Origin of the sequence: Reichenbachiella sp., from assembly GCF_039969095.1 — a bacterium.
Taxonomy (GTDB): Bacteria; Bacteroidota; Bacteroidia; order Cytophagales; family Cyclobacteriaceae; genus Reichenbachiella.
Genome location: NZ_JBDVOL010000010.1, coordinates 1,166,348 through 1,192,195 on the forward strand (window position 1 = coordinate 1,166,348; position 25,848 = coordinate 1,192,195).

23 protein-coding genes and 1 riboswitch are annotated in these 25,848 nt (G+C 36.7%); of the genes, 13 read left to right on the forward strand and 10 right to left on the reverse strand.

Annotated elements, in window-relative coordinates:
- Window positions 1–170 precede the first annotated feature (170 nt).
- Complete coding sequence (locus ABJH98_RS08240) at window positions 171–746, forward strand: hypothetical protein (protein WP_348307175.1); 576 nt, start codon at window positions 171–173, stop codon at window positions 744–746.
- On the opposite strand, the gene ABJH98_RS08245 is transcribed toward ABJH98_RS08240, so the two are convergent.
- The 3 genes from ABJH98_RS08245 to ABJH98_RS08255 form a co-directional block, all read right to left on the reverse strand.
- Window positions 743–2,266: a HAMP domain-containing sensor histidine kinase gene (locus tag ABJH98_RS08245; protein WP_348307176.1), complete on the reverse strand. Its 1,524-nt coding sequence runs from the start codon at window positions 2,264–2,266 to the stop codon at window positions 743–745. The two genes, ABJH98_RS08240 and ABJH98_RS08245, sit on opposite strands and share 4 nt — an antisense overlap.
- A gap of 36 nt (window positions 2,267–2,302) precedes the next feature.
- A complete protein-coding gene (locus ABJH98_RS08250) occupies window positions 2,303–3,427 on the reverse strand; it encodes a PAS domain-containing protein (protein ID WP_348307177.1) in 1,125 nt (374 codons plus the stop codon).
- Between the two features lie 166 nt (window positions 3,428–3,593).
- Window positions 3,594–5,960, reverse strand: coding sequence for an ABC transporter permease (locus tag ABJH98_RS08255; protein ID WP_348307178.1), 2,367 nt, complete (start codon window positions 5,958–5,960; stop codon window positions 3,594–3,596).
- Window positions 5,961–6,140: 180 nt separating this feature from the next.
- Here ABJH98_RS08255 and ABJH98_RS08260 point away from each other — a divergent pair, with 180 nt between their 5' ends.
- A complete protein-coding gene (locus tag ABJH98_RS08260; protein ID WP_348307179.1) occupies window positions 6,141–8,588 on the forward strand; it encodes a caspase family protein in 2,448 nt (815 codons plus the stop codon).
- Window positions 8,589–8,591: 3 nt separating this feature from the next.
- Here ABJH98_RS08260 and ABJH98_RS08265 read toward each other — a convergent pair whose 3' ends face one another.
- Window positions 8,592–9,758, reverse strand: coding sequence for an AraC family transcriptional regulator (locus tag ABJH98_RS08265; RefSeq protein WP_348307180.1), 1,167 nt, complete (start codon window positions 9,756–9,758; stop codon window positions 8,592–8,594).
- Window positions 9,759–9,926: 168 nt separating this feature from the next.
- On the opposite strand from ABJH98_RS08265, the gene yaaA reads away from it, so the two are divergent.
- A complete protein-coding gene (gene yaaA / locus ABJH98_RS08270; RefSeq protein ID WP_348307181.1) occupies window positions 9,927–10,706 on the forward strand; it encodes a peroxide stress protein YaaA in 780 nt (259 codons plus the stop codon).
- Here yaaA and ABJH98_RS08275 read toward each other — a convergent pair.
- Window positions 10,681–11,856: a twitch domain-containing radical SAM protein gene (locus ABJH98_RS08275; protein WP_348307182.1), complete on the reverse strand. Its 1,176-nt coding sequence runs from the start codon at window positions 11,854–11,856 to the stop codon at window positions 10,681–10,683. The genes yaaA and ABJH98_RS08275 overlap by 26 nt on opposite strands.
- A 136-nt stretch (window positions 11,857–11,992) precedes the next feature.
- Here ABJH98_RS08275 and ABJH98_RS08280 point away from each other — a divergent pair, with 136 nt between their 5' ends.
- Window positions 11,993–12,793 carry a DUF3108 domain-containing protein gene (locus ABJH98_RS08280; protein WP_348307183.1) on the forward strand — a complete coding sequence of 267 codons (801 nt, stop codon included), beginning with the start codon at window positions 11,993–11,995 and terminating at the stop codon, window positions 12,791–12,793.
- On the opposite strand, the gene ABJH98_RS08285 is transcribed toward ABJH98_RS08280, so the two are convergent.
- Genes ABJH98_RS08285 through ABJH98_RS08295 form a run of 3 tightly spaced genes read right to left on the reverse strand, consistent with a single transcriptional unit; the run spans window position 12,790 to window position 16,014 of the window.
- Window positions 12,790–13,548 carry a LytTR family DNA-binding domain-containing protein gene (locus ABJH98_RS08285; protein WP_348307184.1) on the reverse strand — a complete coding sequence of 253 codons (759 nt, stop codon included), beginning with the start codon at window positions 13,546–13,548 and terminating at the stop codon, window positions 12,790–12,792. The genes ABJH98_RS08280 and ABJH98_RS08285 overlap by 4 nt on opposite strands.
- Window positions 13,541–15,520 carry a histidine kinase gene (locus tag ABJH98_RS08290; RefSeq protein WP_348307185.1) on the reverse strand — a complete coding sequence of 660 codons (1,980 nt, stop codon included), beginning with the start codon at window positions 15,518–15,520 and terminating at the stop codon, window positions 13,541–13,543. The genes ABJH98_RS08285 and ABJH98_RS08290 overlap by 8 nt, the downstream gene beginning before the upstream one ends.
- Window positions 15,517–16,014, reverse strand: a complete 498-nt coding sequence (locus ABJH98_RS08295) for a GyrI-like domain-containing protein (RefSeq protein ID WP_348307186.1) — start codon at window positions 16,012–16,014, stop codon at window positions 15,517–15,519. The genes ABJH98_RS08290 and ABJH98_RS08295 overlap by 4 nt, the downstream gene beginning before the upstream one ends.
- A gap of 203 nt (window positions 16,015–16,217) precedes the next feature.
- Here ABJH98_RS08295 and ABJH98_RS08300 point away from each other — a divergent pair, with 203 nt between their 5' ends.
- From ABJH98_RS08300 to ABJH98_RS08310, 3 genes are all read left to right on the forward strand, one after another.
- Window positions 16,218–17,372 carry a vWA domain-containing protein gene (locus ABJH98_RS08300; protein ID WP_348307187.1) on the forward strand — a complete coding sequence of 385 codons (1,155 nt, stop codon included), beginning with the start codon at window positions 16,218–16,220 and terminating at the stop codon, window positions 17,370–17,372.
- A 131-nt stretch (window positions 17,373–17,503) separates the two neighbouring features.
- The gene (locus tag ABJH98_RS08305) at window positions 17,504–18,466 is read left to right on the forward strand and encodes a calcium/sodium antiporter (RefSeq protein ID WP_348307188.1); all 963 of its coding nucleotides are present in this window, start codon (window positions 17,504–17,506) and stop codon (window positions 18,464–18,466) included.
- 56 nt (window positions 18,467–18,522) lie between these two features.
- Window positions 18,523–19,353, forward strand: a complete 831-nt coding sequence (locus ABJH98_RS08310) for a S1-like domain-containing RNA-binding protein (RefSeq protein WP_348307189.1) — start codon at window positions 18,523–18,525, stop codon at window positions 19,351–19,353.
- Window positions 19,354–19,628: 275 nt separating this feature from the next.
- On the opposite strand, the gene ABJH98_RS08315 is transcribed toward ABJH98_RS08310, so the two are convergent.
- Together ABJH98_RS08315 and ABJH98_RS08320 are read right to left on the reverse strand one after the other, a co-directional pair.
- Window positions 19,629–20,036, reverse strand: coding sequence for a hypothetical protein (locus ABJH98_RS08315; protein ID WP_348307190.1), 408 nt, complete (start codon window positions 20,034–20,036; stop codon window positions 19,629–19,631).
- Window positions 20,037–20,165: 129 nt separating this feature from the next.
- The gene (locus tag ABJH98_RS08320) at window positions 20,166–20,351 is read right to left on the reverse strand and encodes a hypothetical protein (RefSeq protein WP_348307191.1); all 186 of its coding nucleotides are present in this window, start codon (window positions 20,349–20,351) and stop codon (window positions 20,166–20,168) included.
- A gap of 171 nt (window positions 20,352–20,522) precedes the next feature.
- Between ABJH98_RS08320 and ABJH98_RS08325 the strand changes: the two genes are divergently transcribed.
- From ABJH98_RS08325 to thiS, 6 genes are all read left to right on the forward strand, one after another.
- Window positions 20,523–21,029, forward strand: a complete 507-nt coding sequence (locus tag ABJH98_RS08325) for a hypothetical protein (protein ID WP_348307192.1) — start codon at window positions 20,523–20,525, stop codon at window positions 21,027–21,029.
- A gap of 168 nt (window positions 21,030–21,197) precedes the next feature.
- The gene (locus ABJH98_RS08330; RefSeq protein WP_348307193.1) at window positions 21,198–21,977 is read left to right on the forward strand and encodes a LuxR C-terminal-related transcriptional regulator; all 780 of its coding nucleotides are present in this window, start codon (window positions 21,198–21,200) and stop codon (window positions 21,975–21,977) included.
- 77 nt (window positions 21,978–22,054) lie between these two features.
- A complete protein-coding gene (pnuC, locus tag ABJH98_RS08335) occupies window positions 22,055–22,687 on the forward strand; it encodes a nicotinamide riboside transporter PnuC (RefSeq protein WP_348307194.1) in 633 nt (210 codons plus the stop codon).
- Window positions 22,654–23,187: an ATP-binding protein gene (locus tag ABJH98_RS08340; protein WP_348307195.1), complete on the forward strand. Its 534-nt coding sequence runs from the start codon at window positions 22,654–22,656 to the stop codon at window positions 23,185–23,187. The genes pnuC and ABJH98_RS08340 overlap by 34 nt, the downstream gene beginning before the upstream one ends.
- Before the next feature lie 59 nt (window positions 23,188–23,246).
- A riboswitch (TPP riboswitch) is annotated at window positions 23,247–23,353 on the forward strand.
- A 48-nt stretch (window positions 23,354–23,401) separates the two neighbouring features.
- Complete coding sequence (locus tag ABJH98_RS08345) at window positions 23,402–25,645, forward strand: TonB-dependent receptor (RefSeq protein ID WP_348307196.1); 2,244 nt, start codon at window positions 23,402–23,404, stop codon at window positions 25,643–25,645.
- Window positions 25,642–25,845 (forward strand): sulfur carrier protein ThiS, encoded by a 204-nt coding sequence (gene thiS / locus ABJH98_RS08350; protein ID WP_348307197.1) that lies wholly within the window; start codon window positions 25,642–25,644, stop codon window positions 25,843–25,845. Before ABJH98_RS08345 ends, thiS begins: the two co-directional genes overlap by 4 nt.
- The last annotated feature ends 3 nt before the right edge of the window (window positions 25,846–25,848 follow it).

Below are 25,848 nucleotides of genomic sequence, written 5' to 3' on the forward strand. Positions count from 1 at the left end.
CAAAATAAGGAATCTTTAATAAAAAAGTAGCGCAGCTTAAAAACCGTTGGAAATTTAGATTTTGGTCACAGAGGTGATACTTTACTATTTTAGTCTCATTCTATTTGAAGTATATAAACTATTAAACCTATTTTTGATTTAATTCGGATAATGATAACTAAAAACATCTCATGAAAAATATAGTATCTACACTCGTATTGATCATCATAGTTTCTCTTCAGCTTGTTGCCCAAAAGAAAGCAAATGACATCGTATTTATTGTTGATGAACTCAGAACAGCCTGGGATATTGAAGCGCTTAAAATGGAGAGTTATGAAGGGATGAAAGAGTACTGTCATTCCAAGCCTTATAGAAATAATGTATTGGACTTACTTCGTCAAATTCATCATTATGACACTACGCTATATTTCACAGTAACTGATAAGTATGATGCCAATGCTGATGCAGCTGCAAAAGAAACTTTGGATGATATCATGACTTTAGAAGTTGAGTATACCAACAAGAAATTCGTAGCATTTCTTAAAAAAGAATGTGATAAAGTAATTAGCATTGAAAAGAATCTAGCCAAAAAAGACAGCGGTGGCTTTGATAAAGATATCGCTGCATTGGAAGAAGAGCTCATTCAGTATATAGATGCAGTAACGGAGCGAGTAGACCTTGTAGACGAACACATCCATCATCTAAAAGAATTAAATCCCGAAATTTTAGAAGTCCCTAAAGAGAAAAACGAAGGCACTGGGTTTTAATCCATTTCATTTAGATGCACTGTAAATTTTGCCCCTTGTTTCGGACGACTATCTACAATCATCTCTCCATGGTGATAACTCAAAATGGTGCTAATGATGTACATTCCTAATCCACTACCATTTACATGAGAGTGTAATCGCACGAATGGTTTCATAATCTCTTCTTTGTATTTGACAGCATCAAATCCTAATCCGCTATCCTTTACTACCAATGAAACTCTTCCATTGTTAATCAATGTCTTAATTTCAATAACCAATGGTTTTTCAGGGTTTTTATACTTTACTGCGTTTGTGAGAAGATTCTGCATAATACTCTTCAAGTGCAATGGAGGATAATTGATCTCCTTGCATGCAGAAAAATCTTTTCTGAATGTGGCATTAGCGTCTTTAATATCTTGAAGCATGCCTTGAGCCACTTCAGCTAAAATCTTATCGAAAGAAACCATTTGCGCATCTTGATTCAGAGATGCTCGAAGGTGATTGACATCATTTAATGCATTTACTGTCATTGAAAGCTGATCTGCACTTCGTTTAACATTCTTCAAAACCGTATCGTAGCTATTATCACCCATCTTGGTGTTTTCTAACATCTCGATAAGAGACTTCATATTATTTACAGGTGCTTTGAGATCATGCGCAGTGCTGTAAGAAAAATGAGTAAATCTTTCAATTTCCTCTTGAGCGTCTTGCAAGCGATCAGCCATATTATTAAAAGCATCAACTAAGTCTTCAGTAATACTTTCAGGCTTTAGCTGAATTCGCGTATCCAAATTACCCGCTCCTAGCCTTTCAGCTCCTTTTCTTATTTGCTCCAAGGGCACCCATATTTTATAACTAAAAGTATAAACAGCTACCAAGGATAAGGTTGTGAAAAAGATAGTCAATACCACAATCCACTGCATGGAAAGCTCTTCTTCTTGTTCTACAGACTCTACTTGAGACTCAGTGAACATTTCCAACCTCATGAGTACACCCTCAATCTGACCGTTAAACTCATTCTCTTCGGCTTCGACCTTATCTGATTTCAGCATAGCATTTTCAATGTCGCCTTGCTCCAAAAACTCCAAAACTTCTATGGCATGCTCTTCATAGCTGGTATGTTCAGATTCCAACTTTCTGAGTGCTACTTCAAGAGTACGGAGTTTTGACAATTGACTACTACTAGCTGTGTTTTTCAAGGCGTTCTGAACCTGTTCATCTGCATCGAGCAAATCCTGATCGACAATGGCAGCCAGATATCGAAACGTACTGTCTGCCCTAGCAAAGTTTTCCCTAGCGAATTGATGTTTGTCAAATTCCTCTGCATAACGAATCGCTCTTTCAAAATTGATAGACTGCTCCAATTGATTAGTTTCTATTTGCGTTAGAATTTCAACCAGTGGCAGATCAATTCTTGCCACATCATCAATGTCCTGATGAGTAGCGAGCATTCTAAGCAAAGCAAAAGCACTTAGAATGAGAAGCATCAAAATGATAAAACTGCTTCTTTTTAATATGGTTTCTCTTACTTTATTCTTCATGCTCTTGAGCTTACAATTTCTTTTATAATCTTTAAACTAATCCAGGTCCAATTTTGCATTCATTACTCTGATCACTTCATCTAAATCCATGGTGGCAATTTGCAAATTAGCCATCAATTCTTCATAACTTTCACGATCATCCCAGGACATTTTCACCAAGTCCAATATTCCTAATATTGATGATATTGGCCTCCTAATATTATGAGAAGCATAAAATGCGTAATCTTCTAATTTGGCTATCACAGCCTCTTTTTCATCTCGCTGTTTTTTGTCCTTGGTGATATCAATTGCTACTACAATTCTGGCTTTACTTTCTCTATAAGTGGTCGAATGTCCAGAAATTTGTACAGTAAAAATAGTATGGTTTTTCATTCTATGTTCCCATTCAGAAGTCTCCCACTTGGCACTCAACTTTTGCTCATAGTCCAGATCATCAGATTTAGAAGTATTGCCTGCGTTCGCCCTAAGATCCATGAGCGTCAGCTGCCTAAACTCATCCAAATTATAGCCATACAAGGACATGGCCCCGTTATTTGCATCTAAAATGGTAAATGAATCTGGATCATAAATAAGCATTGGAACTGGACTATCATTAAACACAGAATGGTAACTGGCCTCGGTTAATTGTCGTAATCCTTTTTCTTTGATCCTTAGCTGAGAACTGTAGGACTGTGAAATGTACGATGCGGCAGTTGTTAGGTAAATTTTATCATGAGTGGTCCAACTATGCGTTTCAGACAGTTTCTCTGCAAAAATTATTCCCAGTATTACTTCTTTGTACCAAACCTGAATGCCCAACATCGATTTCACTCCATTTGGTGTGATGTAAGACTTTCTTATCTCCTCGGTTATTTTAGTATTAGAAGCATCATCTATTTTTATGATCAATTTTGTTTTGAGGGTATCATAAAAATTAGGACAGTTTGCTTGCTCGAAAGTATTACCTCTAACAAAAGAATCATGTTCTTTTTCATAAAGGAATAAGTTTTTAATCAGACCACTTTCTTGATTGAAAATCCAAAAACCCGCACGTTCCACGTCCAATTCAAAGCTAAGCGCTGTTAATACTTCATGAACCAATTCTTTAAATCTACCATTGTGCAGATAGTCAGATTTAGAAAGTTGTAATAATGTTTTGTGTTTTGATTTTGTCCTAACCATTAATTTTCATTCACCAAAATGCATTCTCCTAGCCTTCGCTAATGGATCAATAGGATATCAGGGAGGGTCTAAAATAGACGAACTACAATAGACCCGCAAGTTAATGATATTCTATTTTCTGCTATTCAGTAATCAAAAAATAATTTAAACATTTGATGAGATTTATTTACTCGTCTCTTAGTGATCTAGCTGGATTAGCTCTTGCTACTCTGCTCGCTTGATTTCCTACTATAAGTAAAGAGAAAACCAGTGCAACTAGACCAACAATTGGAAATATCCACCACTGTACATCTACTCTGATCGGGTATCTTTCTAGATATTGATCAAGCAAGTACCAGGTAATTGGAATAGAAATTAAGAAGCCAATTAGCACTAGTTTTGAAAAATCCTTTGACATCAGGCCAATTAGCTCAAGGGTACTTGCTCCCAATACTTTACGAATGCCTATTTCCTTGGTTCTTTGTTCAGCAGTAAATGAGGCCAATCCAAATAGTCCTAGTCCAGTTATGAAAATGGCTAATAGAGAGAAAATAGTGGCTAATCGTTGCGTCATATTAATCGTGTCAAATTTGCGCTGAAACTCCACATCTGCAAATTGATAATCAAATGGATATGCTGGATTGTATCGGTTGAAAATAGATTCTACGGTCTTGAGGTTTTCATTTAAACTGCCATTGTTTTTTAATCTCACAGAAATGGCATTGATCCAATTTGGGTTCACGATCATAAACAAAGGCTTCACTGCTTGGTATGGAGACCCCATGATCACATCATCAATTACTCCTATCAATTGTCTTTTTTCACCCCATAGATCGAGAGAAGTGCCTATAGGATCCTCTAATCCCATGAGTTCAAGCGCAGCCTTATTAATTACGATAGCGGAAGTATCTGTAGTAAATTCTTTAGAGAAATCTCTTCCTTGCAAAACTTCAACTCCCATTGTTTTACAATAATCATATTCTGTAGAGATAGTAGTGAAAATTACTTTGAGATTATCTGGTTTGCCTGGCCAACTCAAGAAATTGTTTGAGTTGATAGAAGTAATGCGACTATTGGATCGTGTGACTGCTTCAACTGAGCCAGACTGCAAGAGTTGGGTTTTAAGTACATCATAATTCTCTGCCAGCTCATCACTATAATCTATTGAAATGAGATTAGTCTGGTCATAGCCTAAGTTCCGATCCTTCACCAACTCTATCTGTTTAAAAATAATTACCGTACTTACAAGCAACAAAATAGAAAAGCCAAATTGCATGATCACTAGCACCTTCCGAGGCGAGACTGCTCCTTTTCCAACTTTTATAGTGCCTTTTAATGTCTCTACTGGTCGAAAAGATGATAAATAAAAAGCTGGATAACTACCTGCCAAAATACCGGTAAGAGCAACTATTCCAAATCCTATTTGCCAAAATTCTAATGATAAATAGTTGATAAAAAGTTTTTTATCAACCAGATTATTATAGGCAGGCAATACTAACTCAGCGATTAAAATGGCCGCAATAAAGGAAATAAAAGAAATAATCAGGGACTCACCTATAAACTGTAAAATCAAATATTTTCTGGTGGAGCCCAGACTTTTTCTAATACCAACTTCCCGAGCACGACGTTCGGATCTAGCGGTTGCCAAATTCATAAAATTGATACAGGCGATAAACAAAATAAATATGGCAATGATAGAAAAGAGTTTCACGTGGTCGTTTCTTCCATCCTTTGCTACTCCATTTACAAAATTGGAATGCAGTCTCCATCGTTCCATCGGGTGCAAAAACAAAGTTCGAGGCATATCGTCCTCACCATTATCAGCTAACATGGTAGAGATTGCCTCATTCACAGCCTCTTCTGCCTGTGCTTCTCTCAACTCTACAAATACCTGAAAAGAGTAATTTCCCCAATTCGTTTTATTGTTAACTACCCATTCATTTAGCAATTCGCGCTGTTTCCATGGCACCAAATATTCAAATTCAAAAGAAGAGTTATTTGGCAAATCTTTCAAAATGCCGGTTACATTCAAATTGACTTGATCTTCTAATCTTATGGTTTGCCCTAATGGATCCGAATTTTTAAATAATGTTTTTGCCAATGACTGACTTATTACAATTGAATAAGGATCATCAAGCACAGTAGCTGGATCACCAGAAACTAAGGGGAATTCAAACATTTCAAGAAACTCCTCACTGACATAATACCCTTGTTTGATGACACGAATTTCATCTACCGTAAGCAATTTATCCCCACCCCATCCTGTCACAGTTGAATTTACTATGCTGCTATGAGCAGTTTTCATCGCTTCATAAGTTGGCAATGGTATTGACTGCCAAGTATTAACTTTTCCATCAAAAGTAGCATGAACCCAAACTTGATGCAGGTTTTTATATTTTGGAATAAACTTATCAAAAGACATCTCATCGGTAACCCATAGCCAGATCAAAATACTGCAAACAATGCCAATTGATAAGCCGAAAATATTTATGGAAGAATAAAGCTTGTTTTTTACAAGGTTTCTTAAAGTAATTTTTATAAAATTTCTTAGCACAGTTATGTAGGAGTTTTTTTGATAATTAAAAGATTGTTCAATCCTAATAAAAGTTGCATTGATCGATGGAAAAATTATCCTAATCGAATTTTATTCTTCAAAAACACTCTAAGGGCTAAAAAAACAAGTTAATTTCAATTAATTACCTAGATTTGATACTAGAAGCAAACCTCAGGAGTAATGAAAAATGTATTGATTCTAGTTTTGATGTTCAGTTTACTGAACATTGATTCTTTGGCACAAACAAAAAAAGTAGCTGATTTAAGTGATAATTCTGGTGAAATCACAGAGTTTCAGGTAGATGAAAATAACCAATATATAGCCCTAGGAAATGAAATAGGCATATTAACTGTATTCAACTTTTCAAGTAAAGAGGAGCTATATAAAGTTAGACCTCACAAAGAAGAAATCAATTTTATTAGGTTCTATTCTGATAAGAATCAAGTAGTATCCTTTACAGATAATGAAATAGTATTTTCAAATGCATCCGATGGAGCACAAATCAGCAAAATTTCTCTTTTTGATAAAATAGAATGGGTGGATCTGAACAACAATTCAAAAACACTTTATTTAATGGCCACTAAGGGTGTGTCAGACCCAGTCAAAAGAATTTATAAAGTGGAGCTTGATACCAGAAAGTTCGATATTTTTCATTCCAGCATGGGTGGCATCAATACCTTCAAAACTAGCCACGATGGAAAGTTGATGTATCTAGCTAAAAATGATGATGTTTTAATCAAGAACATAGAATTGGATATAATTGATAAGAAATTAAAAGGTCATGAAGCCAACGTAGAACACATAGACTTAAATCCTACTAAGACCGATTGGATGACTACAACAGATCGATATACTCTTCGATTTTGGAAAATTTCATCTGGGAAAAGTTATTTATTGAAATGGAAGGCAGTTCCCAGTCCTGAAGATTATGATAGACTATATAACTCTTGGGTATTGAATCAATCGAATAAAATTTTAATTCATGGAGAGGAAGGCTTAAAAATCAGAGATGTCTCCAACCCTCACGATGAAGTTTCATTGATATCATCCACTGGATTCAAAATTGAAAAAGTGGTTGTTAGCCCTGACAAATCTAGTATCCTACTCCAATCACAGGATCATACGATAGAAGTATGGAGTTCAGGAGAAGCTCAACCTATTGCTTCTAATAGCTCTAATACAAGATCATCTGAGCCAGCAGCTGTTCTAAATAGCAGTGATGAAATATATAAGAAATATAAGGTTGAAATTGATAAAGAACTCAACCTACGAGCTGAGTTGTTCAAGCCAAGAGGAGAATTTGAACGAACTACGGATTATGAAGCACGTTTGGATCAAGCAGAAACATATAAAGAAGGCATTTTTGATTATTATAGAAATTTGGCAAATAGGGAAGCAGAAGTTGCCAAAGAATTAGAAGCTGCACGTTTAAAAATTTTAGCTGAAAGGGAAAAAAGAGATAGTGAAAGAAGAGCGGCACTATTCAGAGATAAAATCAAAGGTTCATATAAGGAATATTATACCAGAATATCTGAATTGGGAACATATGATGCAGATGCAGAAGAATTTCCTATCACAATAGATGGAATGACTCATAATGTAAAAGTTCCTTTTGATAAAGCTAGAGCCTTCAAACAAAACTCACCATTCTTTAAAGTAGTTGGAAATAGTCAGTTATTAGATGACGCTGTCACGCTAGAAAAATTCAACTATAAGATTGTTACAGATACAAAAGAGGTATATGAGTTCGGTGTTCAAAAGAAAGCACTTTTTGTTGCTGATGAAGCTGATTTGCTATTAAATGGATTAATCAAACCAACTGCCGTAGCTGCTGTGGCTACTCCTGCGGTATCTAGACCAGCAACGTCCCAGCCTAAGGAAGAAGTATCCGAACTAGATACCAGAATCGTGGACTACTTCAGTACTAAAACCTATCATGCCCTACTTATCGGAGTTAATGAATATAGAGATCCGTCGATTACTCAACTTGATGGTCCGATAGCTGATGCGGGTAAATTAAGAGACGTTCTCACCAAAAACTATACATTTGAAGAAGAGAATATTACTTTTCTTCAAAACCCAACAAGAACAGAAATCATCGAAACTTTTGATGAACTTCAATCTAAAATAGATGAGGACGACAATTTACTCATATTCTATGCTGGACACGGCGTTTGGGATGAGGATTTAAAACAGGGTTTTTGGCTACCAAGTGATGCTAAGAGAACTTCAAAAGCCGCATGGTTGTCTAACGCTATGATTAGAGACTACATTGGTGGCATTCACACCAAACATACTTTATTAGTAGCTGACGCATGTTTTAGCGGAGGTATTTTCAAAACAAGAGATATGTTCATTCAGAACATGGCTTCACTTGAATTAGCAAAACTGCCTAGTAGAAAAGCCATCACTAGTGGCGCTATGAAAACTGTACCAGACAAAAGTGTATTCATAGAATATTTAACCAAGCGATTGGAAGAGAATGAAAGAAGTTTATTGCCTGCTGAAATATTATTCAGCTCATTCAAAATAGCAGTTATGAATAACAGCCATGGGCAAGTTCCACAATTTGGTGATATCAAAGGAGCCGGAGATGAAGGTGGTGACTTTATCTTCTTAAAAAGATAACCCCTAGTCAACAACATCTGATTTATAAGACAAGGGAGTCTGTCCGGTAAATTTTTTAAATGCTTTGTTGAAGGAGACTTTGTTATTGAATCCAGCACGATAGGCTAATTGGATAACATGGTCTCCTTGGCATTCTGGCTTCAAGAACAAATCCTGCACATATTCAATTCTATATTTGTTTATAAAATCAAAGAAATTTTGATTGAAATATTTGTTGATCACTAGTGATACATTGTGTCTTGTGGTATTGGACTTTAATGCCAATTGATCAAGGTTTAAGTCATTATTTAAGAACAGTTTTTCTTCCTTCATCAATTGAAGCAGTTTTAATTTCAACTCCTCTTCTCCCCTTTTTGTTAAGCCAGAATTTTTATACTTATGTCTAAGAATAATATTTGATATAGGCTTTCCAGCCAAAACTTGCGGGTATATGTAACCTAGAAAACTTACGCAAAAGATGAAAAATGACATGGCAAATGAAATCATATAATCCCAGGTTACATCAAAAAAACTCAGGTTGACCAAGGCATAGTAAAGCACGATGGTCAGGTAATAGCCCGAATAACTAATCAACAAATAATGAAACCAAGGCTTTAGAAAAGAGTCAGATAAATTAGCCTGATAGTAGTGCCTGAAACTCAAAAACAAATACGATCCGAGGTAAACTAATTTTAAATAAGTATTGAATCCAATCAATAAAAAAGGGCGATATCGTTCGTCTAAAGTGTAATATAGTTCTCCATTGAAATTATCAATATAAAGCGGCAAGAGACATGCTGCGACCAACAATGGAATTACAAAATGTAAAAAGTCGCTTTTTCTTAATTTCCGATTACCTACAATATTCCTGACATACAGATAGAATAGCGTTCCAGAAAGCAAAAGCAATGGATGAAAGCAACCGTTTAAAAATGGAAAAACCTGATTGTAATTGGTCCAATAGAGTACATAGCTCAAAAGTATAACAGCAAATGTGAGTAAGAGAAAAGCTAAAATTTTGTTAGCCTGAGATTGCGCACCTTTCAAATTGAAAAGAGCAACAAAAACAAATAATGCTTGCAATGACACAAACAAAAAAAGAGAAGTCCAGGTATCAAAAGATGGGTCTATACTTTCCCCAGTGGATTGACCTAATACAATTCCAAAGGCCAGCACAAGGCATAGTGTCAAACCAATTTTCAATATTTTTATCCTAATACTCCTTATCATTAACTCATATTGCTGGATGTAAGCAAATTCAAATAAATCAATTTAGAGGTAAATCCGATAAAGATTAACGGAATATTCAATAATTCTCGTGCTTCATATAGCTTTGTGATCTTCACATAACGAACAACTATGATTGCAGTAATTTCACCAGCTAAAACCTTAGATTTTGAAAATAAAGTTGAACAAAAATCCTTTACTGTCCCACGGTTGTTAACTCAAACCAATAGACTGATACGAGAATTGAGACTAAAAAAGTCTATGGAAGTGCAGGAGTTGATGAGTGTGAGTGAAAATATTGCACAACTAAATGTAAAACGATACAAAGACTATAGACGTGAGCACACAGTCGACAATTCTAAACAGAGTATTCATGCGTTTAAAGGTGATGTGTATATCGGACTGGATGTAGACCAACTGGATACTGCTGATATCGAATATGCTCAAAAGCATCTCCGGATATTGTCTGGATTGTATGGCCTACTCCGCCCAAAAGACATTATCCAGCCTCATAGATTAGAAATGGGTACAAGTCTGACTGTGGGTGATGAACCGACTCTATATAAATACTGGAATGATCGAATTGTAAAATTAGTCCACAAAGACTTGAAAGAGCAAGGCGACAAAACCATTGTAAATTTAGCTTCAAATGAATATTTCAAGTCGATAAAAAGAAAAAGTTTAAAAGCCCATGTGGTCGATGTTGAGTTTTTGGATTTGAAAAATGGCAAGTATAAAGTAATCTCTTTCTTCGCTAAAAAAGCCAGAGGAATGATGGCAAGGTATATTATCAAAAACAGGATCAATGAAATAGAGCTATTGAAAGGGTTCGATTATGATGGCTACTATTTTGATCCGCAAACTTCTACTGACACCCATCTTGTTTTCAAAAGGGATCAAGTACCTTCTTAAATTCAGGAAAAACAATTTCATAGCTCTCTGACCTCATCTTATCTAGTACCTGAAGTTGATTTTTTAGTTTCGGAAGGTGATGAACCCAGCTTTCTTGACACATAAAGTCAACCACAGATCTAAATTCAGAAATGATAGTCTCACTAGCATTATTAGCTAATAGCCACCCCATGTGATTTTCAATTTGCCGACTCGCTTGCTCCTTATAATAATCTGGGAGGACTTTAATATTGAAATAATCAGGACGTGAAAGTAGGTTGAGATAAATGGAATTCACTTCAATCAGGCCAGCTTCCACAAAGTACCGATGGAGTTCCGCTAGTCTTAGAATATTGAAGACACTAATGGTTGGGGCAATCTCTATTTTCACCCGTGGAAGCTTGGATTTTATGACTTGCATATTATTTAAAAAAGTCTGCCAGTTCAACCCCTTCCGAATATACTCTCCTTGCCTACCCAAACCATCAATACTTGCCGAAATTGTGAGGTGCTCAAATTTTTTCCATAATTCCAGCACACTCCGATCCTTCAATGATAAAATACTCAGATTGGTATTGTATCGGAGGTGTACCTGAGTTTGACTATTCTTGATGAGCCCTTCCAATAAATCATAATGCTCCTTCATCATCAAGGGCTCGCCTCCCGCAAAATATATTTCTTCAATGTTTATATTTTGATTGAGAATTTGCTCAATGAGTGATGCACTATCATTGCTTGCCTCAATAATTGCTTTACTTCCAAAATTTTGTTTTAGTGATTTTGCTTCCTCAAACCAGCTAGAACTGGCTCCATGCCAACAGGTACGACATCTTAGATTGCATAAATTATTAAACCGTATATCAAAATAAATGGGTTTGGAATCAGGTGATGTTCCATCTTCTTCTGTGCCTTTCACCCAGTCCATTTTATTTGAGAACTTTTTCAATGTTTCTATTCTTATGCTGTTTTTTCCAGACTTTTCCTTATGGAAACATGAGGCGCATCGCTTATCTATTTGTCCGTACAACAAGAATTTTCTAAACTTCCTAATGGGCTCTCCTTGCCAAATCTCCTCTAAGGTTTGGCGGTTTATATCTCCATACGTAATGTTGGCATCGCAACATGCTTTTACAAGTCCTCTTGTATCGATGTGTAAATGCAACCAGGGCATCAGACATAAGTTTTGGTTTGAATTTTGCAAGAACCCGATTTGATAGTTTAAATTAGTGTTTGGCAGCGATTGCCCGGTCAAAATTACATTTTTAAGCTTTCAATACTGTACCATTGTTTACTCAATAATGAGAACTATGATTTTAAAATTTGGTAGGTACTTATTCCTCTTGACTTTTTTCATTTGTAACACCTTGAGCGCTTATACCAATGACTCGAATAGCATTGAAGATAAAAATGTAGTGAGTCTCAAGTATAAATTAAAACTGGGTTGGTTTTCGATTGGTAGTGGTGAGGTAACTATAGACGACAATTCAAACTGGAGAGGATTTCCGTGCTATAAGGTTAAGGTTTATGCAGAAACTCTAGGGTTAGGCAATTGGCTAGGAAGTCTTGACGATCATTACACATCTATCATTGATAAGAAAACACTTAAACCTATTTATAATGAAAAGAATGTGGTAAGTGGAAAGGCTACTTGGGAACAATGGACTAACTACAACTACGATTCTATGATTGTGGATGTAAAAGTTCTAGATCATAAAAGAGAGGACCCCAATCGTGCATGGAAAGTCAAACTTGAGAAAGACACACAGGATGTGCTTGGCACTTTTATGTTCTTCAAACATCACAATTGGTTTGGAATGAGTATAGGTGATTCAGTGATGTTAACCACTCACTATGAAAAAAAGCTTTATAAAGTAGGTGTACGATATATGGGGCAAGAAATAATAGAATTTAATGATAGAAATGTGGGTGCTTACAAACTTCACCTCTTACTTCCCGAAAACGAAAAAATGAAAAAAGATCGTCCAGTTGAAATCTGGATTAGTTCGGATAAAAATCAATTTCCACTTTTAATAGAGACCAAACTCCCCTTTCTGGGAAAAGGTCGAGTGGAACTTATAGAACTCAACAACGGCGAACCGATTTTTTAAGACAATTTAAATATATCGAGAAACTGAGATTTTTTCTTAGCAGAAACTTCTAGTTCGATGTCATTTTCTAACGTCACATACCCTCCTTTTCCTTTGGTGTATCTCACCACATAATCCGTGTTGATTAGACTAGATCGGTGAATTCGAACGAACTTAGTGCTTGGCAGTAGGTCTTCAAAATACTTTAACGTTTTGGAAATCAACAATGGTTTTTGTGTTCCCTTCAGATGAAATTTGGTAAAATTATCATCCGCCTCACAGTAGATGATCTGATCGATAGGTACAATCTCAAAACCCTCAAAAGTCGGTAGCATAATCTTTTTAGGTCGTTCATTTTCATACTTGATATTATCCAACAGTACTTGAACATGAAATGAATCCTTGTTTTGTGATTTTTCAATATGAACCTTTTCTACTGCATCGACTAATTCATCAATATCTATTGGTTTAAGTAGATAATAAGCCGCACTCATATTAAGCGCTTGAATGGCATAATTATCATATGCAGTTACAAATATGGTCTCAAAATTTACTTTGCCTAATTGTTCAAGCAAATCAAAACCTGTCCCATACGGCATTTCTATATCCAGAAAAACCAAATCTGGTTGGTGTTTCTGAATAGCTGACAGCCCCTCTTGGATATTTTTGCACTCAGCTAATAACTCTACAATAGGGCAATATTTAGATAAATAATTGGATAGAATTTGTCTGCTATCTTGCTCGTCATCTACTAATATGGCTTTCAATTTATCCACGATTTTTAGGAGTCATAATTTCTACTTTGGTACCAGATTTATCATCATTCAAATCATTGATTGAAATGGAATAATTCGTATGATACACCTCATTGATAATTCCTATTCTCTCCAAGGTGTTTTTCAGCCCCACAGAATTTTTCTTTTTCTGATTGGCTGTTTTGTGCTGCTTGGATGCCGTACGACCAATCCCATCATCTTCAACACTGATCTTCACTCCAGCACCATTTGGGCAAATATGAACTCGAAGAAATCCTTTGTCTTCCTTGTACCTGAGTCCATGCCAAATAGCGTTTTCGATATATGGTTGTATGAGCATCGGAGGTATTTCTAATTCATCCAAGTCCAATTCTGGATCCATCACAAATTCAAACTCGAATTGATCTCTAAATCGATAATGCTCGAGTTTTAAATACAATCCAATCATTTCCTGCTCTTCTCGTAGCGAGATAAATTCCTTTTGAGAATTGTCCAACACCATACGCATCAGTTTAGAAAAATCTGCTAAAAATTTATTGGCAGCGCGCTCATTATTTAGCGCAACAAACTGATTTACAGAGTTTAATGCATTAAATATAAAGTGCGGATTCATTTGAGAACGCAAGGATTTCAGAGCCAATAACTGTCCTACACGTTTGGTTTCTTGTGCTTTTTTATAAATGAAATATGCCCCTATCACTACTAGCACTAACAGCGTAACCAAACCATAAATCAACACTCGTTGACTTCTTAATTGTTGCATTTGCAATTCATTAGTAGTCTCTTCCAGTTGGTAGCTAGATTCGTCAAGAGCCAAATCTTTGGTCAAAGCCTGAATATCCTGCTGCTTTCTTAATAAGGACTCTCGCAAACTTCTTTTGGATTGCTCCTCAGTCATCCAGGATTGAAGAGCTTCACTATGATTTTGATAAGCCTCCAATGCTAATTGAGTTGAGTTTACCTTACTATATGCTTTGGCTAAAGCTAAATATGCATTTGATTTTTCTTCGGCACTTCCGGTAGTATTGGCAAGCTCCGATGCTTGTTCCAACTGAGCAATCGCCTCTGAAGTTCTTCCCTGATCGATCAATACTTTGCCAATCGCTTGCCGCTGTTTAGCGGCCTGAAGCGGAAGATTTGCGGCTGTTTTGCTCAGAGCTATTTTTTCTCGAAGTGCAATTTCTTCCTCCTTCTTATTTTGCTCTTGATAGATATTCAATAATTCCTCAGCTTCTACATCTTCCAATACTATTTCCTCCATGTCCAATGCGCCATCATCAAACGACTCATCAGCCTGCAACGTCTGATTGGGTGTTAGCGATTCTTCTGCTGCCTCAAAGTCTTCTTGTTTGGCATAAGCTCGAGCTTTAAGCGCTCTGCCTTCAGACTGTAATCGCCTGGATTGATTATATGTAGCTGATGGCTCCAGTTGATTGACTCGTTCCAATGCTTCAGGAGTTTCACCTAATGCAACCTCATTTTCAGCTAATTTCAATTCTACTTCCAGCCGTTCATCTTCTTCAAGCTCAGTCTCGCTTAATTGGCTATAGAAATGTTTAGATTGTTCAAAGTTTTTTAGTTTAAAATTAACTCTACCCAATCCCTCTAAGGTTTCATGATATGCTGTGGTACCTCTATAGGCTTTAGCCAACCTTTGATAGGCAGCAAAGTAATTCTGATTTGCCAGTTCATATTCCTCTTGACTTTCATTGATTTTACCTAGAATTATATAACATTTAGCTTCGTTAAACGTGCTCTTTTGGATAATACTAGTGGCTAAGGCCTGTTCAACCAAATTGAGGGCCTCTGATGGATTTGCCTCTATGATGGATTCTGCCTCTTGAAGTAAAGCAGGTACGCTTTGATCTGTTAATATATTACGCTCAGACAGACTTTTATACTTAGACGATTTTTTACTCTTTTCTTGAGCATAGGCACCTGCTCTTACACTTATTAGTGTGAATAAAATCAATATGGTTCTGATAGCTGTCAATGCCTTACTTTCTTAATAGGAAACCAAACTTCCTCTTCCGAATCAGGATGGTTATTCATATATTTTTCACCCAGCACCTCGTACTGTGGACGAGAAGCATCAGGCTCATAGCCTGAAGACGGTATCCATTCATTTAGAATGTAGTGCAGTGTTTTTGGAAATGCATTGGGCAAACCTTGATGTATAAATACTGCATACAAGCCTCCTTCCAAATCAAAGCTTTGCATGCCATCTGGAATACTATTCTTGTCATTGACCTCCATGCCTGCCCATTTCACAAATTGTGTATGAGCGTCTGTAGAATTCCAATCAAAGCCATTTTTAAATACCTGTAGGGAATACTTATCCTGAGACACGGCATTAGTAACCTCCATTCTTCTAGGCATAAATTGGCTCCATAACTTGCCTGTCAATGCACTGGTAGCATAAGTCATTTCCAAGTGTAGTCCTACGAGGATCTTTGGGAGTGATTCGACAATTCTAGGTTTTTGCATTTTTATTCAGTTTCCAACTCCAACAAATTTGCACACAAAAGGAAGGAATAAAAAATCAACTTTTTCGCCATTTGAGGCAAAAAATAGATCATCACTAAATCCACATACTTCTTCCCTCAATGAAAGTACCCCTTCCCTCATTGCAGCTATTTTGTTTCATTCTACTTCTTGACTTTTGAGTCATCATATAAATAAAAAATGTCATGAAAAATTCAATCTCAGTATCTGTAAAAACTATCGCTTTCTTTCTTATAACCGTGTTCACTATTGGGTGCTTCTCGCCCACAAGTCAAGCCAAACCCAAACCTGAACCAGACAAGCAAAAGATCATGCTCGCTCTATTATTAGACACCAGTAATAGCATGGATGGCTTGATCGATCAGGCCAAATCACAACTTTGGACCATAGTAAATGAATTAGCTGCGGCTAAATGTGGCAATGGAAGTAGACCTGAAATACAAATTGCTTTGTTTGAATACGGCAACGACGGACTACCACAAGCCGAAGGCTACATGAGAATGGTAACGAACCTTACCACTGATTTGGATGACATATCAGAGCGCCTCTTTGGTCTGTCTACCAATGGTGGTGACGAATACTGTGGATATGCTATAGATAAATCAATAAAAAAACTCAATTGGTCAGAATCAAAGGCTGATTTAAAGATGATTTTTATCGCCGGTAACGAACCGTTCAGCCAAGGAAATGTAGCTTATGAGTCTGCTTGTAAGCTTGCCAAAGAACATGATATCGTAGTAAATACCATCTTTTGTGGGGATTACAATGAAGGTATCCGCACTTCATGGAGACATGGAGCGACACTTACAGGTGGCTCATACATGAGTATCGAACAAAATCAAAAAACTGTTTATATCAGAACTCCATACGATGACAAAATTGATCAACTAAACAATGATCTAAACAAGACCTACATCTCCTATGGTGCACAGGGAAAAAGTAAAAAGGAAAAACAAATGAGACAGGATCAAAATGCCGAGTCTTATAGTCAAGCCAACAAAGTGAAAAGAGCCATATCGAAAAGCTCACATGCCTATAAAAATTCCAGCTGGGACTTAGTAGACGCTTATGATGAGGATGAAGCGGTTCTAGAATCAGTAGAAGTAGAATACTTGCCAGAGCCTATGCAAACGATGGATGCTGAAGAAAAGAAAGCTTATGTAAAAGGATTGACTAAAGAGCGTGAATCTATAAAAAATGAAATACAAAAATTGAGCAATCAACGCAAACAATACATTGCCGAAAATAAACCTTCGGAAGCTCCTGAAAATACATTGGATCAAGCCATGGTAAATGCAGTCAAGGCAGTAGGCAAATCCAAACAATTGATTTTTGAATAAAACAATTCATAATTATTCAATTAGTTCAGGAGTGTAATCACAATGAACTAATTGAATAATTTATCTTAAAAACAGCGTCTAATTATAAATTTAGAATTATAATTGAATGGTTAATTTAAAGCTGTTTTAGAATGATCTATGTCTTGTTTATTCTTGGCTTTTTGCTCCTCATAAAAGGAGCAGATATACTTGTAGAAGGAGCCTCTTCTATTGCTAAAAAAAACAACATTTCAGAACTTGTTATTGGTCTTACAATCGTATCTTTTGGTACAAGTATGCCAGAATTGATAGTTAATCTACTGGCAAGTTTTGATGGTAGTTCAGAACTTGCCATTGGAAATGTGCTCGGCAGCAATATTGCCAATGTACTTTTAATATTAGGCGCAACTGCATTATTCCAACCACTACCTATCAAAAAAAGTATCTATTTCACAGAAATTCCGATCTCATTGTTGGCCACTTTTATGGTAGGTTTTTTAGCGAATGCAGATCTATTTGTAGACGTAAAAGGCCTCACGTTGAGTAGTTACGATGGTGCCATCCTCCTATTCTTTTTTGGTCTGTTTATGACTTATATCTACGTCGTATCAAAAAGTGATGATGTCGAACAATCAACAAACTTAGAGGATACCGGACAATTGTCTAAGACTAAATCTATCCTCTATATAGTTGCAGGTTCTTTAGCACTATTTATTGGTGGTAAATGGGTAGTGGATGGAGCTTTTGAAATTGCCTTGTTATTTGGCCTTAGTGAGACATTCATTGGGTTGACTGTGGTTGCTATTGGTACATCCTTACCTGAATTGGTGACTTCAGTAGTAGCAGCAAAAAGAGGGCAATCAGACATGGCAGTTGGCAATGTGGTAGGTTCTAATATATTCAACTTACTTTGGATACTTGGGCTTAGTTCTTTGATTAGACCATTGCCCTTCGACATTGTTTCCAACTCAGATATTCTGATGGTGATCGGTTCTAGTACACTGTTGATTGTCGCCATAGTAGTAGGTAGAAAAGCTAAAATCAGTAGGCTTATGGGGGCGATTTTCATTCTTACGTACATCTGCTATCTTGCGTATCTTGTAAATCGAGGATAACAGTTCTTTTTACTTCGAACAGACGCAAACACATTAAATTCTTCTAGCTTTGCCACATGATTGAAATCGGCAAAAATAATACACTAACCATAGCCAGAATTGTACCTCCTGGAGCGATACTGATAGACGATGAAGAAAATGAGGTTTTATTACCGAACAAGTATGTTCCAGAAAATGCCAAAGACGAAGATGAGCTAGATGTATTTGTCTACACCGATTCTGAAGATCGAATTGTAGCCACTACACTCACACCTAAGGTCATGCGTAATGAATTTGCATGTTTGGAAGTGAAAGACGTGAACAACATTGGCGCATTCATGGATATGGGTCTTGAAAAGGATCTTTTGGTTCCATTTAGCGAACAACAAAAAAACATGAGGCCAGGGCAATGGCACATGGTTTATGTCTATTTAGATCAAATTACTAAGCGTTTGGCTGGAAGTGCCAAAATCCATTATTACATCGAGTCCGAAAATATTGAACTAGAGAATAATGAAGAAGTAGATCTGATCATTGGGGAAACTACCCTACTCGGTACTGCTGTGATTGTTAACAATAAATATCAAGGTTTGGTTTATGAAAATGAAGTCTTTCAAGAATTGCTCAAAGGAGCTAAAATGAAAGGGTTCGTTAAAGAAGTACGAGAAGACGGCAAGATCGATATCAGTCTAAGAAAAACTGGTATTGAACAGCTTGAAGATGGTGCTGCTAAAATCATCGAGCGTCTTAAGCTGAACAATGGCAAGTTATCCGTTCATGACAAAAGTGCTCCTGAGGAAATTCAAATGACGCTTCAGATAAGCAAGAAAAACTTCAAACGTTCACTAGGCATTCTTTACAAGCAGAAACTTGTCGTGTTGAAAGCTGATGGTATCGAGCTTGCTTAATTAGCTTTTTTTTCGCATGATAAAAACGCTGAAAAATCATCTGACCAAGCGAAAAATGAAATGCTAAAAAAATAGTCACACTACATAACTATCCTACTACTGCTACTGCAGAAAAAGATTAATTATCAAAGTAAAAATAAAAGCGCCTCTCTTTTGCTCTTCAGATACTTATTTAAAATATCAAAGCTACGATAAGACGCATTTCATAGATATGTAGTGTGACTATTTGCTTTAGCTGTGATAATTGACCTACTACAGCCCTATCAACATAGTTTCTATTTTTCTTGGGGCTCTTCTTGCACCTCTACTACCTCTTCCTTTTCTGCTTCTTCCTCTTCTTTGGCCTCTTTCAGAGTAATGACCAAATTGTATTGCTTATCCATAGCAAACTCATAAGTAGCACCTTGAGACAGGTCTACCGCAGTCATTGATTGATCCAAAACTGCAAAAAGACTTTTTGCCACCATAGAAGTCTTCACTTCTTTACTTGGCCTGCCATTCGACAATTCCATACTAAAAGAATGACCTCCTTTTTCCTTAGGATTGATGTCATGAAACTCATGCTTTAAAAATTTATACTGCTGAGGTTCATTAGCAGCATCTTTCATCAGTTTTAGCACCATAGGACGGTACTTGTTCCAGAGGTATGAATATTTAAGGCTGTCTAATGCATGATGTTCCATGTCAATTGTTATTTTTTATTAGTTAATAAATTAAAATTTCTCAAGCTAAATTGAGAAAGGCTGCTACCGTTTGATGATTTAAATATGATCTTTATAAAAAGAAATGAATGGGAAATACTAATGAGCTTATCAATACAACTGTAGCTCAGCGAATAATTTTTCTAGTTCAGCACGAGTCTTACTCAATTTAGCAGCAAGCCGATCTAGCATGTTTTCTCTCTCACCAGGTTCAAACAAAAAATCCTGATCACACAAAACAGGAAACCACATTTTAAGGATGATTTTTTGCTCTCTCCAACTTCTTACAATATTCATACCTGCAAGGTACACAATAATCCCTTGGCTTTAAGGAAATCCTTGATAATCCATGTCATACGCTAAGGAATTGAAACAAAAAACATTGAAGTTTGTTTATGATCCACGCTGGTGATTATATTTCCTATTAACTTTAATTATAATTGCAACAAATTCAACATTCCGCAAAACATGAATAAACTGTTGGTTCTTTTCTTTGTGACACTTCTAAGCGTATGTTCATGCAGCAAAAGAACAACCGACCCCTCTGCTCCTCCCGAAGAAAAGCACACCAGTGAGCTGACTTATATGGACATTTATAATCTCGCGCTCGCTTCAGAAAACGGAGGAGGAATGGATTTTCAAGGAGATGATTTTGGCAATGATGCATCGGATGATTTGAGTATATATGCAAATGGAAGTTGCGGAAAAGGTGATTGTGGTATTTCGTTGATTATGGAAAATAAAAATATTGAAAGTCCAATATCCGCAGTTATTAAAGCTAAGTTTAAATTGCCTGGCAATAATATCAATGAAATGATCCGAATGTACCAGCTACAACCTGGAGAAGCATTATCTATTGGATGTTCACATATTTGTCACCAGGACAACTCATATATGATCCAACGCGAAGTTGTATCAGCTGGATATATGAAAGCCGACACAATTTCAGCCGATTCAGAGGAAAACCTGTACTAGTTAGATTTCTTATCCAAGAACAAAGAGTGATGCATATTATTTTGCATTTCTACTGGCACATTTTCATTTATTAGATGAGTTCCTTTCAATTAAGCAATAATTCGTTGATATTAGTTCATCAACCTCTCTTAATCAGTTCAGTGATTAATCAGCTTAAGTAAAAATCTTATGGATGGTAGAATCATTTCAGATTATTCAGAAATATTTGAAACCTATCAAGAATTCAAGGGAGACTTCTTAGAAAGTCACATTGCTAAACTCAAAGAACTTGATAGATATATCCCACACAGCACCACTTTTTTCTGTATTACAAATACAACCACTCGATCTTTCGAATATGTAAGTAAAAATTTCCATCCTAGCACGGGATTAGACACTGATAATATGTGTAAGGAAGGCATGACTTTTTGGTGGGATCACATGCATCCAGAAGAGATGACCCTTTGGCTTCAATCGTTAAATGACTTGATGATTTTTACCATGTCTGAAGTAGATGTGATGGATAGAAAAAAAGTGAGTTACACTTGGAACTACAGAATTCGAACCAGAGACGGAACTTATCAACCCATACTCCAACACACTACGCCGATGTACTTTGATGAAGAAGGCAAACCTGTCATTGGACTGGCTCATTATAGCGTTTTACCATCTACTGGAAGTCCTTTACCTATTAGGGCATCGGCTAAAATATTAAATGATAAAAATGAGTACGAAACAATATTCTTCAAAATTTACAGCCAACAAAAACTAATCTCGCAACAAATCACCTTTAGAGAAAGAGATATTATCAGACTCATTTCCTTCGGATACAGTACTGAAGACATAGCCGACAAACTTTTTATCTCAGCGAACACCGTAAACTCTCATAGACGAAATATTCTAAAAAAGACCGACTGTAATAACACGCCTGAACTCATAGCTAGAAGCATTAGAGAAGGCATGGTTTAATCCACTCTTGTACTATTGATCCAAATCAAAAGATAACACTATCATTGCACTAAATATTTTTAATTCAATCGTTTAGTATGAACGAAATAGTTCAAGAAATACTCAGCTACTCACTTAATATTGATGGTTACGAGTTTTTAGGGCTGATTTTTGGAATCTTAGCAGTTTGGTATCTAATCAAAGAAAGCATCTTAACCTGGCCCGCAGGTATTCTTTATGTTTTGGTTTCATTTATCGTATTTTGGGAAATACGACTATATGGTGATTTGTTACTCCATGTTGTTTTTCTAGCACTCAATATTTACGGTTGGTATTTCTGGGTTTATGGGAAACAATCAAAAAATAAGGACCTACCTATTACTACTTATCATCTAAAACAAAACATTTACATTTTACTTATTTCCATCCTGGGAATATTTGTATTCGGTTATTTTTTGGCTCACATTCATTCCATTTGGGATCATATTCCGCCAGCAGCTGTACCCTACTGGGATGCGACCACATCCGTCCTTAGCATTACTGGTATTTGGTTGATGACCAAGAAGAAATTAGAAAACTGGTATTATTGGTTTATTGTAGATGTTTTGGCCTGTGGTATATATTTTTACAAAGGCATTTACTTTTATTCATTTTTATACGGCGTTTACATTGCTATGGCAGTGTCGGGCTACCTAGCATGGAAAAAATCACCGAACCTACATTTAAGGTAATCATCACTGGTCCAGAATGCACCGGAAAATCTACACTTTCCAGGCAGCTAAGCGAATATTTTGAACAGCTCTGGGTACCTGAGTATGCACGAACTTATCTTACCGATTTGGGTCGACCATACGAAGATGGTGATCTACTGGAAATAGCTAAAGGGCAAATCAAAAAGGAAAATGAAGCATTGTCCAATGGGAATTCTACCGTTTTTTTTGATACCAGTCTGGAGGTGTTAAAAGTTTGGTCTGAATGGAAGTACAAAAAGTGCGACCCTTATATTCTAGAAAATTTTGAAACAAGAACAGCTGATCTCTATCTGTTGCTGTCACCAGATATGGCTTGGGAACACGACCCATTGAGGGAGAATCCAAATAACAGAAATGTCATCTTTGACATCTACAAAAAGGAATTAGATGGCTTAAAAAAACCCTATGAAATCATCTCTGGATTAGGGTTGATCAGAACAAGACGCGCCATAAAAGCTATTAATAGTTATCTCAAGTAATAGAAATTCAAATAACCGATTGGTCTTTTTGCATTTTTAAAAACTATTCTTATACCTTTGTTTTCATAAGGGGGTGCCTAAATGGATGAAACCTACAGGCTGAGATTATACCCATAGAACCTGATGCCGGTAATGCGGTCGAAGGGAAATAGTGGTACGCTAATGACCAGAGTGCCCTTAGCTCTAGTCAAGTATTAACTAAGATTAAGCTTTAATGAAAAATTACATATTTGCTATAGCGATGCTGTATAGCACAGTTGCGTCTGCACAGTCTGATATACAGCAGGATTCTATAAAGACCGTTGATTTGAAAGAAATTGTGGTGTCATCAACGAGAGCGACCAGCAAGACACCCATGACCTTCAATGAAATCAAAAAAGAAGAGATTGAAGAAAACAATACAGGCAAAGACTTACCCTATCTGCTAGAGAATACGCCCTCAGCTGTCACTACCTCAGATGCAGGTGCTGGCGTCGGCTACACAGGCATTAGAATCCGAGGCAGTGATGCAGCTAGAGTAAACGTCACATTGAATGGTATACCCTATAACGACCCTGAATCTCAAGGTGTGTTTTGGGTGAATCTGCCTGATTTTGCCTCTTCTATTTCATCCATTCAAGTGCAACGTGGCTTGGGTACTTCTACCAATGGAGCTGGTGCCTTCGGAGCGTCTGTCAATATCAAAACCAACGGGTTGAACAAAGATCCATACGCTACCTTAGATAATTCCATAGGCTCTTTCAATACCAGAAAGCATACAGCCATGTTCGGCACAGGATTGATAGCCAACAAATTTGCTTTTGATGCCAGATTGTCTCAAATCACATCTGATGGATATGTAGATAGAGCTACTTCTGACTTGAAATCATATTTCTTCTCTGGTGGATATTACGGCAAGAAATCATTGATCAAGTTCAATATTTTTTCCGGTCATGAAACGACTTATCAAGCCTGGTATGGAGTTCCTGAATCTAGAATAAATGATGATATAGCGGGAATGAATGACTACGTGGCAAGAAACTTTTTGAGTCCTACTGATTCTCTTAATCTGCTCAATTCTGGTCGAACCTACAACCAATACACTTACGACAATGAAGTGGATGACTATGACCAAACGCATTATCAATTGATATCCGCTTTTGATTTATCAGAATCTATCACGCTGAATGTTGCACTATTTTTAATACATGGTGAAGGGTATTTCGAACAATATAAAGTTGATGAAGACTTAGCTGATTACGATTTAAATAATATAACTATTGGATCTGAGACCATCACCAGCACAGACTTGATCCGACGTCGTTGGTTGAACAACAACTTTTATGGCACCACATTCTCACTTGATTATCAGCCCAACAACAGTTTCAAATTCACTTTAGGTGGAGCTTGGAATGAATATGACGGTGATCATTATGGTCAGGTGATTTGGGCCCAGTATGCGAGCAACGGAGCCATTCGCCACCCCTATTATTTCAACAACAGTTTGAAAAGGGATTTCAACATTTTTGGAAAGGCCATTTATGATCTATCAGATCAGCTTTCATTATTCGGGGATTTACAATACCGAACGGTTGACTACACGATGGAAGGAGATGACAACGATGGCTTGATCATAGACCAATCTCACAATTACAATTTTTTCAACCCAAAATTTGGTTTGAAATATCAAATCAATGAACAGTCCAATGCTTATGCATCCGTAGCCATTGGGAGCAAGGAACCTGTGCGGTCCGACTTCACTGACAACGTGAGTAGCATCATTCCAAAAGCAGAAAAACTAACTGACTTTGAGGTAGGTTATAGCAGAACTACAAGTTCCTATTCTTTCCAAGCCAACTTCTATTGGATGGATTATACAGATCAATTGGTGTTGACCGGAGAATTGAACGATGTAGGCTCATCTCTTCGTGCCAATGTAGATAAAAGTCACCGAGCAGGAATTGAACTCCAGATTGGTTATCAGCTCATGGAAAATTTGAAACTGAATGCAAATGCCACATTTAGTGAGAACAAAATTGACAGTTATGAAGAAACGATTTACAACTATGGCGCGGCTTGGGATCAATACCTTCCTGAAGAGATCCAATATGGAGAAACAGACATCGCTTTTTCACCCAATGTAGTCGCTGGTGGTAATATAGATTATGCACCCTTCAAGAGAATGAATTTGAAATGGGTACACAAATATGTTGGTGAACAATTTCTAGATAACACCTCAACTAATTCCAGAAAATTGGATGCTTATTATATAAGCGATGCTATTGCCACCTATACCCTCAAAGGTGAAAGTTTTAAAGCAATAACCCTCAAACTAGCGGTGTACAACATGTTTAACAAGATGTATTCAGCCAATGGATACACTTGGGGCTACAGAGGTGGTGGTGACGAAATTCGAGAAAATTTCTATTACCCACAAGCTGGCACAAACTTCATGGTTGGATTGAATATCAAACTATGAAAATAAAACTCAACGACATAGAACTTCATCTCACAGAAAAAAGTCAACTCACAGCCTTGTTGAAAGCCAACAATCTATACCACGAGAGTGGAATAGCTGTGGCAATCAATGAGGAAATCATGCCCAGACAAACTTGGGAGCAATATCAAGTACAAGAAAACGACAATATTTTAATCATCACTGCCACTCAAGGTGGATAAACT